Annotated in this window: 14 protein-coding genes; 7 read left to right on the top strand and 7 right to left on the bottom strand. The window is 48.8% G+C overall.

Translation table 11 applies throughout. The annotated features are described in order from the left end of the window. Window position 1: 1 nt before the first annotated feature. The 6 genes from CIK90_RS04605 (at window position 2) to CIK90_RS04580 (ending at window position 7,401) form a co-directional block, all read left to right on the top strand. On the top strand, window positions 2-1,330 hold the full coding sequence (locus CIK90_RS04605; RefSeq protein ID WP_094389764.1) for an inositol-3-phosphate synthase: 1,329 nt from the start codon (window positions 2-4) through the stop codon (window positions 1,328-1,330). Then, window positions 1,314-3,923 carry a DUF5686 family protein gene (locus tag CIK90_RS04600; RefSeq protein ID WP_094389763.1) on the top strand — a complete coding sequence of 870 codons (2,610 nt, stop codon included), beginning with the start codon at window positions 1,314-1,316 and terminating at the stop codon, window positions 3,921-3,923. Before CIK90_RS04605 ends, CIK90_RS04600 begins: the two co-directional genes overlap by 17 nt. A 276-nt stretch (window positions 3,924-4,199) precedes the next feature. After that, the gene (locus tag CIK90_RS04595) at window positions 4,200-4,955 is read left to right on the top strand and encodes a head GIN domain-containing protein (RefSeq protein ID WP_094464466.1); all 756 of its coding nucleotides are present in this window, start codon (window positions 4,200-4,202) and stop codon (window positions 4,953-4,955) included. Window positions 4,956-5,035: 80 nt separating this feature from the next. Next, window positions 5,036-5,761: a sugar phosphate nucleotidyltransferase gene (locus CIK90_RS04590; RefSeq protein WP_094464465.1), complete on the top strand. Its 726-nt coding sequence runs from the start codon at window positions 5,036-5,038 to the stop codon at window positions 5,759-5,761. Between the two features lie 27 nt (window positions 5,762-5,788). Further along, the gene (locus tag CIK90_RS04585) at window positions 5,789-6,742 is read left to right on the top strand and encodes a CDP-alcohol phosphatidyltransferase family protein (protein WP_094464464.1); all 954 of its coding nucleotides are present in this window, start codon (window positions 5,789-5,791) and stop codon (window positions 6,740-6,742) included. Window positions 6,743-6,753: 11 nt separating this feature from the next. Then, complete coding sequence (locus tag CIK90_RS04580; RefSeq protein ID WP_094464463.1) at window positions 6,754-7,401, top strand: response regulator transcription factor; 648 nt, start codon at window positions 6,754-6,756, stop codon at window positions 7,399-7,401. On the opposite strand, the gene CIK90_RS14140 is transcribed toward CIK90_RS04580, so the two are convergent. The 5 genes from CIK90_RS14140 to CIK90_RS04560 all read right to left on the bottom strand — a co-directional run bounded on the left by CIK90_RS14140 (window position 7,360) and on the right by CIK90_RS04560 (window position 12,431). Beyond that, window positions 7,360-7,509: a hypothetical protein gene (locus CIK90_RS14140; protein ID WP_158216030.1), complete on the bottom strand. Its 150-nt coding sequence runs from the start codon at window positions 7,507-7,509 to the stop codon at window positions 7,360-7,362. The two genes, CIK90_RS04580 and CIK90_RS14140, sit on opposite strands and share 42 nt — an antisense overlap. Before the next feature lie 363 nt (window positions 7,510-7,872). Beyond that, the gene (locus CIK90_RS04575; protein WP_094389758.1) at window positions 7,873-8,976 is read right to left on the bottom strand and encodes a cytochrome d ubiquinol oxidase subunit II; all 1,104 of its coding nucleotides are present in this window, start codon (window positions 8,974-8,976) and stop codon (window positions 7,873-7,875) included. A gap of 47 nt (window positions 8,977-9,023) precedes the next feature. Further along, on the bottom strand, window positions 9,024-10,586 hold the full coding sequence (locus CIK90_RS04570; RefSeq protein WP_094464462.1) for a cytochrome ubiquinol oxidase subunit I: 1,563 nt from the start codon (window positions 10,584-10,586) through the stop codon (window positions 9,024-9,026). Window positions 10,587-10,663: 77 nt separating this feature from the next. Further along, window positions 10,664-10,879 carry a DUF4492 domain-containing protein gene (locus CIK90_RS04565; protein ID WP_094389756.1) on the bottom strand — a complete coding sequence of 72 codons (216 nt, stop codon included), beginning with the start codon at window positions 10,877-10,879 and terminating at the stop codon, window positions 10,664-10,666. 265 nt (window positions 10,880-11,144) lie between these two features. Then, on the bottom strand, window positions 11,145-12,431 hold the full coding sequence (locus CIK90_RS04560; RefSeq protein WP_094389755.1) for a GTP-binding protein: 1,287 nt from the start codon (window positions 12,429-12,431) through the stop codon (window positions 11,145-11,147). 130 nt (window positions 12,432-12,561) lie between these two features. Between CIK90_RS04560 and rhaD the strand changes: the two genes are divergently transcribed. Beyond that, window positions 12,562-13,371, top strand: a complete 810-nt coding sequence (rhaD, locus tag CIK90_RS04555; RefSeq protein WP_094389754.1) for a rhamnulose-1-phosphate aldolase — start codon at window positions 12,562-12,564, stop codon at window positions 13,369-13,371. Between the two features lie 392 nt (window positions 13,372-13,763). Here rhaD and CIK90_RS04550 read toward each other — a convergent pair whose 3' ends face one another. Together CIK90_RS04550 and CIK90_RS04545 are read right to left on the bottom strand one after the other, a co-directional pair. Beyond that, window positions 13,764-14,219, bottom strand: a complete 456-nt coding sequence (locus CIK90_RS04550) for a transposase (protein ID WP_094464461.1) — start codon at window positions 14,217-14,219, stop codon at window positions 13,764-13,766. A gap of 390 nt (window positions 14,220-14,609) precedes the next feature. Continuing rightward, on the bottom strand, window positions 14,610-15,311 hold the full coding sequence (locus tag CIK90_RS04545; protein WP_254046276.1) for a peptidylprolyl isomerase: 702 nt from the start codon (window positions 15,309-15,311) through the stop codon (window positions 14,610-14,612). Window positions 15,312-15,361: the final 50 nt, after the last annotated feature.

Genomic DNA, 15,361 nt, shown 5'->3' with positions numbered 1-15,361 from the left:
AATGAAACAAACTAATGTTAAGCCTGCTGAAGGCAAATTGGGAATTATGGTAGTTGGCTGCGGCGCCGTTGCCACTACATTCATGACTGGTGTACTCATGACTCGCAAGGGACTGACCAAACCTGTCGGCTCCATGACGCAGTATGACAAAATTCGTATCGGCCGTGGCACAGACAAGAAGTATCTGCACTACAAGGATATCGTTCCCCTCGCCGATCTGAACGACATCGTGTTCGGCACATGGGATGTTTACCCCCAGAATGCCTATCAGGCTGCCATGTACGCTGAAGTTCTGAAAGAGAAAGATATCGAGCCCGTACGCGACGAACTGGAAAAGATCGTTCCTATGAAGGCCGCTTTCGACAAAAACTACGCTAAGCGTCTGGATGGCGACAACGTGAAAGACTGCAAAACACGTTGGGAAATGGTTGAAGCCCTGCGTCAGGACATCCGCGACTTCAAAGCAAAGAACGGCTGCGCACGCATCGTTGTTATCTGGGCTGCCTCTACCGAAATCTACGTACCCGTTGACGAGAAAATCCACGGCACACTCGCAGCACTCGAAGAAGCTATGAAGGCCGACGACCGCGAGCACATCGCACCATCTATGTGCTATGCTTACGCAGCCCTCACCGAAGGTGCACCCTTCATCATGGGCGCTCCAAACACCACCGTAGATATTCCCGCCATGTGGGAACTCGCCGAAAAGACCAAGATGCCTATCGCAGGTAAAGACTTCAAAACAGGTCAGACACTTGTTAAGTCAGGCTTCGCTCCTATCATCGGCACACGTTGCCTCGGTCTGAACGGATGGTTCTCTACCAACATCCTCGGCAACCGCGACGGTCTCGTGCTCGACGAACCCGCAAACTTCCACACCAAGGAAGTCAGCAAGCTCTCTACTCTTGAGACCATTCTGAAGCCAGACGTACAGCCCGACCTCTACGGCCACGGCAACGATGAGGATACTCAATACTACCACAAAGTACGTATCAACTACTATCCTCCCCGCAACGACAACAAGGAAGGATGGGACAACATCGACATCTTTGGATGGATGGGATACCCCATGCAGATCAAGATCAACTTCCTCTGCCGCGACTCTATCCTCGCCGCTCCACTGTTGCTCGACCTCACTCTGTTGAGTGATCTGGCTGCACGTGCAGGACGCTTCGGCATCCAGCGCTTCCTGAGTTTCTTCCTCAAAGCACCTATGCACGACTACACTCAGGGCGAAGAGGCTGTCAACAACCTCTACCAGCAATACACCATGTTGAAGAATGCTATCCGCGAAATGGGTGGTTATGAAGCCGATGAAGAAATCGATTAAACTCTATTTTATAATATTAGTAATGTCCTTGTGCCTGCCCACGCAGGCACAAGGATTGCTTTCAGGATACGTCATCGACGCTCAGACCAAAGACAGCATACCCATGGCGAGCGTCGTTTATAAAACCCATAAAGAAGCTGTTGTATCAAGCATAGAGGGCCGCTACACCATTCAGAAGAGGGTTGGCTGGGCCTTGACCTTTAGTGCCGTAGGCTATATTTCACAGACGATTCAGATTACTGACCGCACCCCCATGCGGCTCGACATCCGTCTGAAGCCCGATACAAAGATGCTAAAGGGAGTCACCGTCCGTGCCAAGCGCCAACGCTACAGCCGCAAAAACAATCCGGCAGTAGAACTGATGCGCAAGGTCATCGAACACAAGAAGATGACCGACCTCGCCAACAACGACTTCTACCAATACAATAAGTATCAGAAGCTCACCATGGCGGCCAACGAAATAACGCCGGAAATGCTCCAGAACCCTAAGTTCAAGAACAAGAAATGGCTGACCGACCAGGTTGAGAACTGCCCCTATAACAACAAGTTGATATTGCCCCTATCGGTAGATGAGACCGTCACCAAACGACTTTATCGCCGCAGGCCACACGATGAAAAGAACATCATCATCGGACAGAGTTCTACAGGAATAGGCGATCTTTTCCAAACTGGCGATATCATCACGACGATGCTGAAAGATGTGTTCACCGATGTAAATATCTACGACGACCAGATCCGACTGTTGCAATATCCCTTCACCTCACCTATTGGCAAAGGAGCCATCGGCTTCTACCGATTTTATATAGAGGACACCGTCAAGGTAGATCGCGATAGTTGCATCCATCTGCAGTTTCTTCCCAACAACCAGCAGGACTTCGGATTCCGTGGCGACATCTACATTTTGAAGGACTCGTCCTATCAGGTGAAACGTTGCCAACTGACCATTCCGCGGCGCAGCGACGTCAATTTCGTAGAAAACCTTCGTGTCGATCAGGAATTTACCCAGTTGCCCAATGGCGAATGGGTACTCTCTGTTGATGACATGATTGTGGAGATGAAGATTGCAAGTTTCCTCCATAAAATCATTGTCATACGTAACACACGCCTCACAGACTATGCTTTCGATGAGTTGCCAAAACAACTCTTCAAAGGCAAAAAGAAAGATGTGCGCGAGGCCGATGCCATGATGCGTGGCGATGCTTTCTGGGCTCAATACCGTCAGGTGGAACTAACCAAAGGCGAGAATTCCATGGATGCCTTCATCAAAGGACTGCAGAACATCAAGGGCTTCAAGTATATCATCTTCGGTGCAAAGGCACTCATCGAAAACTTTGTAGAGACCGGCAATCCGTCGAAAGTTGATATCGGACCTATCAACACCATGATATCCAACAACTTTGTTGACGGTATGCGACTGCGTGCTTCTGCCCAGACCACAGCCAATCTCAACAAGCATTGGTTCTTCTCCGGCTACTATGCCCACGGCATGAAGTCACACAAGAACTACTATAAAGGCGAAGTGACTTACTCGTTCAACAAGAAGGAGTATCTCCCACGTGAGTTCCCTAAACGCACGCTGAGTTTCACCTCTACCTACGATGTGATGTCGCCCTCAGACAAGTTCATGCATACCGACAAGGACAACGTGTTTACTGCATTCAAGTGGAGCAAAGTAGATGCTATGATGTTCTACAACCGACAGCAGATCACCTTCGAACGTGAGGAAGACTTCGGCTTCAAGACTACTTTCAGCATCAAGACCGAAGACAACGAAGCCTGCGGCAATCTGCGTTTCACTCCTATGAACGAATACACGGCATGGAAAAATATTGCTGGCAACGGTGAAGATAACATCATTTCACCCTATCCGACGACAGCAGTTCAGCCATCTCACCATATTCGCACAACAGAAATACGTGCCGCTCTGGAGTATTGTCCCGGTGCCACCTATATCAATACCAAACAGCGCCGTTTGAAGATCAATCTTGATGCACCGGTGTTCTCTGTCAGCCACACCCTGGGTCTGAAGAATGTATTGGGCGGTGACTACAGCTACAACTATACCGAAGCAGGCATTTACAAACGCTTCTGGATGAACAGCTGGGGAAAGATTGACTGCTATCTCAAGGGTGGAATACAATGGGAGAAAGTGCCGTTCCTGCTGCTCTGCATGCCTGAGACCAACCTCTCATACATCATTCAGGACAACACGTTCAACCTGATCAACAACATGGAGTTTCTCAACGACCGCTATGTTTCTGCCGATATCAGTTGGGACCTCAACGGTAAAATCTTCAACCGCATCCCATTGCTCAAAAAGTTGAAATGGCGTGAATATATCGGCGTGAAGATGCTGTGGGGAGAACTCTCCGACAAGAACAACCCCAACATGCAGACCGACAGTCCTATCGTGATGGCATTCCCCACAGGTTCGCATATCATGGATCCCCATCGTCCCTACTGGGAATTGGCATTGGGTATTCACAATATCTTCAAGATCATGCATGTGGAATATGTGCGCCGCCTCAACTACAACGACCTGCCGAGTGCCCACAAGCACGGCATCCGTTTCATGGTGCGCATGACTTTCTAACCGCTATCGACAGCACATTTTCTGCATACACCACCTATCAGGGCTGGATTCCTACGATTGGAAATCCAGCCCTGATTGTCATTCTGCACCTATTCCTTTGATGGAAAATCCATTTCTATTTATCATTCCCGCCCTATATGATTATCATACCCTTGCAGTCTGACCCATTCCATAAAATCACATTACTTGCGAAAAAAAAATCGGTTGCCTGCAACTTTTCCACGCTATGTATCGTCAAAAGGTCAGAAACATCACAAAAACAAAAAATATTAGACTATGAAAAAAATCATGTTTTTAATGCTGACTGCCATCGTCACCATGACATCATGCAAGGAAATGAAGATTACCGCCGACTCGCAATCGCCACAGGTTACCACCATTCGCAACGAAGTGAAAGACTTTGAAGCCATTGAGATTTACGGTTCGGTCAATGTTGTTTATCAACAAGCCAATACGTATCATGTATCAGTAAAAGCCCCGCAGTCGCTTCTTAAGAATGTAGAGACCTCCGTTTCTGACAAGCGGTTGAAGATTATGATCAAGACCCCCAACACCTTTTTCAACGTCGGCAATAGCGACGATGTAACCGTTACCGTCAGCTCTCCCGACCTTGTCGGCATCTTCTTGAAAGGTTCTGGCGATTTCAAATGCAACGGCCATATCGATACCGACAATATGATGATTGACCTGCGTGGTAGCGGCGATATCGACCTTCAGAGTCTCATCTGCGACAATCTGAAAGTGGTTCTTTCCGGAAGTGGCGATATCGATCTCCCCAATGTTACGGCACGCAACACCAATCTTTCCCTCATCGGTTCGGGCGACATCGACATCACGCAGCACCAAGTCATCGCCACACGGATGGATTTGAAAGGTTCGGGCGATATCGAGTTGAAAGCCGTTGACTGCGGAACCATCGAGAGTCAGGTCATCGGTTCGGGCGATATCAACATTGAAGGAACAGCCCAAAGGGAGCGCCACGACGTCAAAGGTTCAGGCGATGTATATACCAACAAACTGGTATTAAGATAAAAAACGACAGTATATTGCTCGTTTTTCACGAATAATGTGTAATTTTGCGCTTGCAAAGTTACACATTATTTATATATAAGATGAAATATGCAATAATTGCGGCCGGCGAAGGCAGCCGATTGGCAGCCGAGGGAATTGACTCTCCCAAACCGTTGGTCAAGGTAGGCGGCGAGTATCTGATAGACCGTCTGATACGTGTTTTCATGGATAATGATGCAGAAGAAATCGTTGTCATCTGCAACGATCTCACCACTTTGGTAGCTCAACACTTGGTAGAACTGCAGCGCGACGGACTGAAAGGACGCCCCATTCCTCTGCGCTTCTGCGTTCAGAGCACTCCCAGTTCGATGCACAGTTTCCATGTCATCAGCCCGTATCTCTCCGACAGTCCTTTTGTATTGACCACCGTCGATACCATTTTCCGCGAAGAAGAATTCAGCAACTACGTGAAAGCCTTCCGTCAACAGATTGCCGACGGACATACCGATGGCGTGATGGGCGTCACCGACTACATCGATGACGAAAAGCCACTCTATGTCGAAACCGACGATACGCTCCGTATTCTCAATTTTCTCGACTATCAAGAGCATCCCCGTTACATCTCCGGCGGCATCTACGGTCTCACCTCGTCAGCCATCGAAACACTTAATGGCTGCATGGAACGTGGCGAAAGCCGCATGCGCAATTTCCAGCGTGCCCTGCTGACCGACGGTCGTCAGCTGACGGCTTGGGTATTCTCCAAAGTACTCGACATCGACCATGCCGATGATATCAAGAAGGCAGAAGCCTTCCTCGCCGGTCAATAACAGATATTTCTCATTCACAATACGATTATGACAAACGAACATAAAACCTTCCGCGAACTGCTTCGTGCATCCTTCAAGTCAGACGATACCGAAGAGTGGCTTGATGTGCATTTCACACGTCCTATCGGTTTGGCGTTTGCGCTTTTCTGGAACCGTTTCGGTGTGCATCCCAACGTCATCACCATCATTTCCTTCTTCCTTGGTGCTGCTGCCGGAGTGATGTTCTATTTCCCCGACCTCTATCACAACATTGCAGGAGTCGTTCTCCTGATGTTTGCTAACTTCTGCGACTCTACCGACGGACAGATGGCGCGCCTTACTGGCAAGAAAACCCTTGTAGGCCGTGTGCTCGATGGACTATCCGGCGATGTCTGGTTTCTCTTCATCTACGTAGCCATCTTCCTTCGCACAGGTAATATGTTTTATGACGAAATAGGCTATTCTGCCTACTTCATAGCCTTTGCCATTGCCGCTTGGGCAGGTTTCGGCTGCCACTCCCGTCAGAGTTCCTTAGCCGATTACTATCGTCAGATTCATCTTTTCTTCCTGTTAGGCAAGGAAGGCAGCGAGCTCGACAACTCTGCCGAACAGCGTAAGATAGCCGAGTCGATGCCCAAAGAGCGTTGGTTTGCCCGCCTATTCTATTCCAACTATGCCGGCTACTGCAAATCACAAGAAGACCGAACTCCTAAGTTTCAGGCATTCTATGAGCAGTTGCGCCAGCGTTATTCCAATCCTGCCACTATTCCGCAATCGTTGCGCGACGAGTTCCGCCGAGGTTCTCTTCCGCTGATGAAATACACCAATCTGCTGACTTTCAACAGCCGTGCCATCATTGTCTATCTGTCGTGTCTGCTGGGTGTGCCCTACGTTTATCCTATTTTGGAGATTACGGTCTATACCGTGATGTATGCACACATGCGCCGCAGCCATGAGCGTCTGTCCGAACAGATGACCAAGCGACTTGCTTCCTTCCAATAGTTTCTTGCCCCATGAACTGTCACATCATCCTTGCCGACAATCAAGACATCACCCGTGCGGGCATTCTGTATGTTTGCAGTCAGGCCGACCAGTGGTCAACGGATAGTGCTGAAGACAAATGCGGACTTATTGAATTATTGAAAAGCGATAGTGAAGCGGTGGTTGTGATGGACTATACGCTGTTTGACGTCAATGATGTTGACGAGCTCGACATCCTGCATCTTCGTTTTCCCGATGTGCAATGGGTGATGTTCAGCACCGACCTTTCCGGCGATTTTGTACGCCGTTTGCTGGCGCTGAGTCCCCGTTTCAGCATTTTGCTCAAGGAATCTCCCTTGCAAGAAGTGCGCGAATGTCTGTCTGCCGCCTGTCGCCATCAGCGCTACATCTGCCAGCGCATGGCAGAAATGCTATTGGCGCCAAGTCAGGAGAAGCAAGAGGAAGACATTCGCCTGACGCCCACAGAGACCGAGATCCTCAAGGATATTGCGCTCGGTCTTACCACGAAAGAGATTGCCGAGCGCCGTTTCTCCAGTTTCCATACCGTCAACACCCATCGCAAAAACATCTTCCGCAAGTTGGGTGTCAACAATGCACACGAGGCTACCAAGTATGCGCTACGTGCCGGCCTCGTCGATTCTGCAGAGTATTACATCTGAGTATTCGCCGCATATCTCATCCGCCCTTGAGCTACATGCGCCTGACAGTTGGTCTGTCACCAGCTGACTTAACTCTTGCAGTCCATCGGCAGCAATAGTCTGTGGCATGCATTTTTGCCGTATAGGGTTTCGACCGATGTTGAAAGTGGTGCTGCCACAGGTCGTGCAAACGTCGCTTAACAACCTAACAAGCAACACCTTACATTCCTATAGCACATACTTCTAAAGGCAAATCAATTTGTTTTGCTCAGCAATTCAATTTGTTTTGCTCAGCAATTCAATTTGTTTTGCTCAGCAAATTCATTGAATTTACTCAGCAAATTCATTGAAATTGCCGAGCAAGGGAATATCTGAACCACATCAACAGACCATTGCCGAGTGAGCCAAGCAATAGGCAAACACCTAAAAAAATATATCCGCAGCAAAGCCACGGATATATTAGCATGTTTGCAAAGCCTATCGGCAACGTCGCTATTTTCTGTCCATCACGCGCCAAACGTAGGCTATATAGCCGAAAACAAAAGGCACGAGGAGCGAAACATAAAACATGGTGCGAAGCGTAAACTCGCTGCTGCAACTGTTGGCAATGGTCAGTGAGCACTGCAAATCGGCATTCGACGGATAGTAGGCTGTATTGCCCCACCCTGCCACCAACAGCAGCGACAACACCACAAGCACCACGCCAATACCGGCAGGCCATATTCCTTTGACATAGGTGGCACTGAAAATGGTGCGCGCCACGCCGTAGAGCAACAGCACAACACCAATCACCGTGAGCACTGCGAGCGGCCACAACTGGAGATAGTTGTGCAGATATTTCATCGGTTCCATAAACACAGCACCCGTGGCAGGGTCAACGGCAAAGCCATCCTTCAGTAGCGTGCGCACAAAGAAAGCAAGGAAAAACACCAGGAATGGTATCGTACATCCCACCAGTCTTACTGAACCGCGCGAACGGATATCCTCGTCATCAACATTGTTCATGATATACAGGATGCCCAAGATGCGCGCCAAGAACATCACGGCAAAGCCCAATGCAAGGTTCCAAGGGTCGAGCAGTGCGTCAAGACCTGCCGAAGCGTTGGCCCACCGACTGATGACCGGTGCGCCAAGATCGGTGAGCGATGCTTTCTCGACAATGAAGTTTGACCCATTGAAGAAGGTGGCAACAGCCCCACCCAACAGCAACGGACCCACTATGCCGTTGATCACAAGAAACCACTGATAGGTGCGCTTGCCGAGCAGATTGCCTTTGCAGTGCTGAAACTCATAGCTCACAGCCTGCAACACAAACGAGAAGAGAATAATCATCCACAGCCAGTAAGCTCCGCCGAAACTTGTACTGTAGAATAATGGGAAGGAGGCGAAGAATGCACCACCGAAGGTTACGAGTGTGGTAAACGTGATTTCCCACTTCCGGCCAGTGGACTCCATCACTTTGCGCTGTCCCTCTTCGGTACGTCCCAGACTATAGACCAGCGAATTGGCACCCTGCACAAAGAGCAGAAATACGAGCAATGCGCCAAGCAGCGACACCACAAACCACCAGTATTGTTGAAGAAATGTATAAGTCATAACAGTGTTCTTTTTTAGTGTTGGAAATTGAATATTGGATGTAATCTCTATTCTTGTGCCGACTTATAGTTCTTGATGACACGACACATGATGCTGACTTCTGCTATCAGCAGAACGGTAAACAGCACGAGGAAGATGAAGAAGGTCAGCGAAACGCTACCTGCCTTCAGGTCGGAAACTGCGGCTACCGTGGGCAACATATCCTGTATAGCCCATGGCTGACGACCCAGTTCTGCCACTATCCAACCTGCTTCGCTGGCAATATAAACCAGTGGTAGCATCGCAACAGCCGTTATCCAGAGCCATCTGCCACTCCTGGTGATGTCTTTTCGCCATGCCACAAAACCTATAACGATGAAGAACAGCAACAGCAGACTGCCCACTCCTACCATGACGCGGAAGGCGTAGAAGTTGATGGGGATATAGGGCACGAGTTCTGCACGGTCTTTGATGTAACCATAACCAAAGTATGGCATGTCGGCCTTCAACTGTTCTGCGAGTTGTGGCAAACGGCTGTCGTTGGCATTGGCAGCTTTCACTTTGCGGTATTCGGCAAGCGTGGCAATGGCATTGCGACCACGCTCCATCTTCTCCTCAGCCGACAGTTCGCGCGTACCGTCCTTGCGCGTATAGCCGTTGAGCAGATCGTTCACTCCAGGCACATATCCGTCGGTGGAATGAGTGGCAAGGATAGAGAGTCCGTAAGGCACGGCTATGCGCAAAGGCATCTCGCCTCCCTGGGCATAATCGGGTTGAGCAAAGGGATTGAGCGCACCGACCACGGTCAGTCCGACACCCTCACCACCATCGTAGAGTGCCTCCATAGCAGCAAGTTTCATGGGTTGTTTCTCTGCCACCATTACCGCAGAACCATCGCCTGTATGTATGGCAGCCAGCGAAGCCACCAGTCCCACGATGCTTGCCACCTTGATGCTTTGACGTGCAAGTTCCTTCTCTCTGCCACGCAACAGATACCAGCAACTCACGGCACAAACAAACACAGCACCCACAATCCATGTGGAAGTGACGGTGTGGAAGAATTTATCAACAGCCACCGGCGACAGTGCCACCTCCATGAAACTCGTCATCTCGTTGCGCATAGTATCGGGATTGAACTCGCAACCCACAGGATACTGCATCCATGAGTTTGCCACAAGTATCCACCATGCAGATATCGTAGCACCGATACCGGTAAGCCATGTGGATGCAAGATGGAATCCGCGCGACACTTTGTCCCATCCGAAGAACATCACTGCCACAAACGTACTCTCCATGAAGAAGGCTACAATACCCTCTATGGCAAGTGGAGCGCCGAATATGTCGCCTACAAACCAGGAATAATTGCTCCAGTTGGTGCCAAACTCAAACTCAAGTATGATGCCTGTGGCTACGCCCATGGCAAAATTGACACCAAACAAACGCTGCCAAAACTGCGACAGTTCGCGCCAAAAAGGTTTTCCCGTACGGTAATAGATGGTTTCCATAATGCCCATCACTACAGCCAAGCCCAATGTTAGCGGCACAAACAACCAGTGGTAAATGGCTGTCAGAGCAAACTGGGCACGCGACCAATCAATGAGTGCGGGGTCGATTGTCAGAAGATGATTCATAAGCTTTATTTTTTTTATTATTGATTATTTTTCTATTTGCTTCCTTCACTGTCAGGCTGTATTGTCAGCACAGATACCTACCGGCGCGTCAGTTCGCCTGCCACAAATGTGGCGCGGTCGCCGTTTTTGGCTTGTCTGCCCACCACATCGGGGAAGAAAAACAACTTCAACACGGCGAATATCACAATGAGTTTGATGATGATAACGGTCCACAGCGTGCGACCTATGGTCATGCTGCGAAATCCATCTCGATAGAATCGATACACCTTATATATAATATTCTTGTCTGACATGCAGGATAGTAGTATTTTTAATTGCCAATGACTCTGTTGGAGCAATTATTTTGCAAATATATGAAATAATCTGGGAAATCTACAAAAACTGGGCTGTTTTTTTATTCATAAGCTATTTGATTGACGTCCACCGACACGCTGTAGGATATTGCCACGACTACATGCAACAGGTATTTTGCGACCTATATGAAAAGAGGGTAAACAAAAAAAAATCGGAGAGCGGCACACTAACCGATCTCCGACTTGTAAGTCTTATCACGTGCGATTACCACGTCACCTTGTCGCTCAGGCAGAAATCGAGCGCATCGGTAATGGCTTTGCGATCCATGTGCTGACCGATAAACACCAGTTTCTGCATGCGGTCGCCATACATTGGATTCCAGTCGCGACGCAAGTCTTCGTTCATCGCCATCATGTCGCGCAACTCGTCTTCGGGCATGGTAGCATACCATTGACCGGCTCCCTGAAGTCCCATCTGGCGGCCTGCCTGCTCAAACACATAACAGCGGTCGGGCTCATCGACAAACCAGCAGATGCCTTTGCAACGGATAACGCCCTTGGGCCACTGCCGCGCAACAAAATTATCGAAGTAGTTGATGTCGAAAGGTTTGCGGGCATAATACACAAAACTGCCAATGCCATACTCTTCCACTTCGCCGCCTTTATGGTCGTGGTGGTGGTGATGATGGTGGTGGTGATGTTCTTCTTCGTCGTCGTCATCATCGTCATGATGGTGGTGGTGATGTTCTTCCTCGTTGTCATCATCGTCGTCATGATGGTGGTGGTGATGTTCTTCTTCTTCGTCGTCATCATCTTCATGGTGATGTTCTATCTCGTCAATCCACGCAGCCGACGTGGCTACGGCATCAAAGTCAAAACCGTGGGTGTTCACCAGTTTATCCAAATCCACGTCACCATAGTCGCATGTGATAATCTCTGCCTTGGGTTGCAGTGCATGGATGATTTGCTTGATCTTCTCCAACTCCTCTGCCGACACCTCAGAAGCCTTGTTGAGCAGGATGGTGTTGCAGAATTCTATCTGCTGGATAACCAGGTTTTCAATGTCTTCCTCACCAATATTCTGGCTGGTCAGCGCCTCACCGCTGCCAAACTCATCGCGCATACGCAATGCATCGACCACGGTAACAATGCTGTCAAGGCGCAGTATCGCGTCTTTCGTATATTCCGGACCCAAGGTGGGGATGGAGCAGATGGTCTGTGCGATAGGTGCAGGCTCGCAAATACCACTCGCCTCTATCACGATATAGTCGAAGCGCTGCATGGCAGCAATGTCTTTCAACTGTTCCACGAGATCCATCTTTAGCGTACAACAGATGCAGCCATTCTGCAAAGCCACAAGGCTGTCGTCCTTCTGATTGACCACACCGCCCTGCTGAATGAGGTTGGCGTCGATGTTCACCTCACCAATATCGTTGACCACAACAGCAAACTTGATGCCTTTCTTATTGGTCAAGATGCGGTTCAACAAGGTGGTTTTTCCGCTGCCCAGATAACCCGTGAGCAGCAATACAGGTAATTCCTTCTTATTCATCGTCGTTTTGTATTTGGTTTCTTCGAGACGCAAAATTACTGAAAATATATGAAATATCATGAACAAATAGCGTTAAATATCAGAAAAATGACTACCTTTGCACCATTCAAACTACAAATCTACAAACAAAATGAAAAGTATATTGGAACAACGTCCTGCACTGACACAGGAAATTGAGAAGATTGCAGAAGTGGCAGGATACCTCTGGCAAAACGGATGGGCAGAGCGCAACGGTGGAAACATCACCGTCAATGTCACCGAACTCGTTGATGACGAAATCAGGCAGATGCCTCCCATCAGCGATGCAATACCCATTGGAGTGACTCTCCCTGAACTTAAAAATACCTATTTCTATTGTAAAGGTACGGGTAAGCGCATGCGCGATTTAGCAAGAAAGCCCATGGCAAACGGTAGCATCATACGCATTCTCGACGACTGCGCATCGTATGTAATCATTGCCGACGAGCCCGTCATGCCTACCAGCGAACTGCCAAGCCACCTCACCGTACATGCACAGCTCATTGCCACAGGCAGCAACTACCGTGCTACGGTACACACCCACCCCATCGAACTGGTGGCAATGAGCCACAACCGCGAGATGCTGGGCAAGGATGTGCTCACCAATCTGCTCTGGTCGATGATACCGGAAACCAAGGCTTTCTGTCCGCTCGGACTGGGCATTGTGCCTTACGAACTGCCGGGATCTAATACGCTCGCTCAGGCCACACTCCATCAGTTGGAAGACTATGATGTGGTGCTTTGGGAGAAACATGGTGTCTTTGCCAAAGGTATCGACGTGATGGATGCCTTCGACCAGATTGACGTTCTCTCCAAGAGTGCTAAGATTTATGTCAACGCAAGAGCCATGGGTTTCATGCCCGAAGGTATGAGTCAGGAGCAAATGCAGGAGATGAGTCGCGCATTCAATCTGCCGAAATAACAATAAATAAAAACACAAGTCCACCCCCGTTCCATCAGAAAGAGGGCGGATTTGTGTTATATACTCATTGAAAAGGTCTTCTAACATTTTACTTTTGTCCTTTCAGGACGTTCGGTAAAATAACCCCACACACCCACAGGGTGTTACCCAGGGCTAAGGAAACCATTGGGCCTTCAGCCCGTTGTGGTTGTGTGATTATTACCCACGACACGTTTTGCAACGTCGGATTGTTGCAGATGAAAAACATCACGAATGGTGTGTGATTATTACCCATGTACACGTTCTGCAACCAACGCCCCGAACGGGGCAATATTTCCATAGCCCAGGGTAACACCCTGGGTTTTTATGCCTCTTTTACCTATACGCCCTGTAAGGGCAACAGTAAAATCAAGCTAGTCAGAGAACACATACTTCTCATCATATTCTATGTTATATAGCTTCAAGAATTGCTTGTATTCCTCTTGGAATGTTGTCTTCTTATGATGCGCTTTCTGGTTTTTGATGTATGCTAACGTTTTATCGACTACAGATTGACTGACCGATAATGCTGCATATCCCCCCTGCCACGCAAACATTGAATAATGTGGTGATAATGATTTAATCCATCTGCTACTATTGCGCTTCAATGTTTCCAAGAGATTTGCAATAGAAATCTCACGCCCTAACAGACACAATACATGCACATGGTCACCTGTGCCATCAACCCAAATATTTAGACAATTTGCATCGTTGACGAGTTGCCCTATATACGCATGCACCCGATCGAGATCATCATCAAGAATATATGGGCTAGATGTCTTGATGTGGAAGATAATATGCAAATAGATTTTGCAAAGTGATTGTGACATATGATTTTTACTTTTGTCCTTACAGGACGTTTATTAATTTGTTAACATTCACATCCGCAGGGCGTTGCCCTGGGCTAAGGAAACCATTGGGCTTTCAGCCCGTTCTTCGTTGTTTATGCGGTCATTATATTCTCACCAGCAGGGCGATGTCCTAACTAAGAAAACCATTGGGCTTTCGGCCTGTTGTGGTTGTGTGATTATACCCCATGCACACGTTCTGCAACCAACGCCCCGAACGGGGCAATATCTTCATAGCCCAGGGTAACACCCTGGGGTTCTATGCCTATTTTTACCTATACGCCCTGTAAGGGCAACAGTAACATCAGCAGGGCTAAGAAAACCCATTGGGCTCTATGTTGCGCCGGATTGCAGATTCACAACCGTAGCATATCACTTGCGAATAGTAGCCCGGAGAATAACCACATCCTCAAACGGACGGTCACCATGGTCGTGATCCACAGGAGTCTGTTGGATGCGATCAACCACATCCAGTCCTTCGATGACCTCGCCAAACACAGTATAACCGCCATCCAGATGGGGCACACCACCATATTTTATATAGTTCTGTTGCATCACTGAATCGGGAATGACATAAGCTCTGCCCTCACGGCGAAGTTGGTCGGCATAGTATTCCATCTGCCGAGGCGAGAAATTGCGACCCCACGTGATGTAGAAATCATGCGACGAGGAGGCAAACTCAGGATTGGTATCATCTCCCTCGCGCGCAGCACAGAGTTGTCCGCGACGATGATAATGCGCCGGATAACGGATTTCTGCAGGTACACGGCGCTCCACATCATACTGCACTGTATCGCCGGCAGACACTTGACGGGCTTGCGGATTGCCGGCTTGAATCATGAAATTACGAATGACACGCTGAAACGTGCAGCCATTATAATAGCCCGTTCGCACCCGATCCAAGAAATTGTCGCGGTGTAAGGGGGTGTCGTTGTAAAGCCGCAGAACAATGGTACCCATGGTGGTTTCCATCACCACCTCGTGTTGCGTAGTGTCGGCAGCGGTCTGTGCCGATAGCGTGGCGGTGCCGGTCAGCATCAGCATCATCCACATCAGTGTTTTCTTCATATTCATCTTCATATTTGTTTTATACCGCCCCACTGCCCCATGACCAAGGGAAGGAA

Source organism: Prevotella sp. P5-126 (genome assembly GCF_002251185.1).
Lineage (GTDB): Bacteria > Bacteroidota > Bacteroidia > Bacteroidales > Bacteroidaceae > Prevotella.
The sequence above is the reverse complement of the archived record's forward strand: the minus strand, read 5'-3'. Positions and strand labels throughout refer to the sequence as shown.

Excerpts from the sequence above, each read along its gene's own strand:
- CIK90_RS04605 (WP_094389764.1), top strand. The coding sequence starts at position 2 with ATGAAACAAACTAATGTTAAGCCTGCTGAAGGCAAATTGGGAATTATG.
- CIK90_RS04580 (WP_094464463.1), top strand. The coding sequence starts at position 6,754 with ATGAACTGTCACATCATCCTTGCCGACAATCAAGACATCACCCGTGCG.
- CIK90_RS04590 (WP_094464465.1), top strand. The coding sequence starts at position 5,036 with ATGAAATATGCAATAATTGCGGCCGGCGAAGGCAGCCGATTGGCAGCC.
- CIK90_RS04575 (WP_094389758.1), bottom strand. The coding sequence starts at position 8,976 with ATGACTTATACATTTCTTCAACAATACTGGTGGTTTGTGGTGTCGCTG.
- CIK90_RS04600 (WP_094389763.1), top strand. The coding sequence starts at position 1,314 with ATGAAGAAATCGATTAAACTCTATTTTATAATATTAGTAATGTCCTTG.
- CIK90_RS04585 (WP_094464464.1), top strand. The coding sequence starts at position 5,789 with ATGACAAACGAACATAAAACCTTCCGCGAACTGCTTCGTGCATCCTTC.
- rhaD (WP_094389754.1), top strand. The coding sequence starts at position 12,562 with ATGAAAAGTATATTGGAACAACGTCCTGCACTGACACAGGAAATTGAG.
- CIK90_RS04560 (WP_094389755.1), bottom strand. The coding sequence starts at position 12,431 with ATGAATAAGAAGGAATTACCTGTATTGCTGCTCACGGGTTATCTGGGC.
- CIK90_RS04565 (WP_094389756.1), bottom strand. The coding sequence starts at position 10,879 with ATGTCAGACAAGAATATTATATATAAGGTGTATCGATTCTATCGAGAT.
- CIK90_RS14140 (WP_158216030.1), bottom strand. The coding sequence starts at position 7,509 with ATGCCACAGACTATTGCTGCCGATGGACTGCAAGAGTTAAGTCAGCTG.
- CIK90_RS04595 (WP_094464466.1), top strand. The coding sequence starts at position 4,200 with ATGAAAAAAATCATGTTTTTAATGCTGACTGCCATCGTCACCATGACA.
- CIK90_RS04545 (WP_254046276.1), bottom strand. The coding sequence starts at position 15,311 with ATGAATATGAAGAAAACACTGATGTGGATGATGCTGATGCTGACCGGC.
- CIK90_RS04550 (WP_094464461.1), bottom strand. The coding sequence starts at position 14,219 with ATGTCACAATCACTTTGCAAAATCTATTTGCATATTATCTTCCACATC.
- CIK90_RS04570 (WP_094464462.1), bottom strand. The coding sequence starts at position 10,586 with ATGAATCATCTTCTGACAATCGACCCCGCACTCATTGATTGGTCGCGT.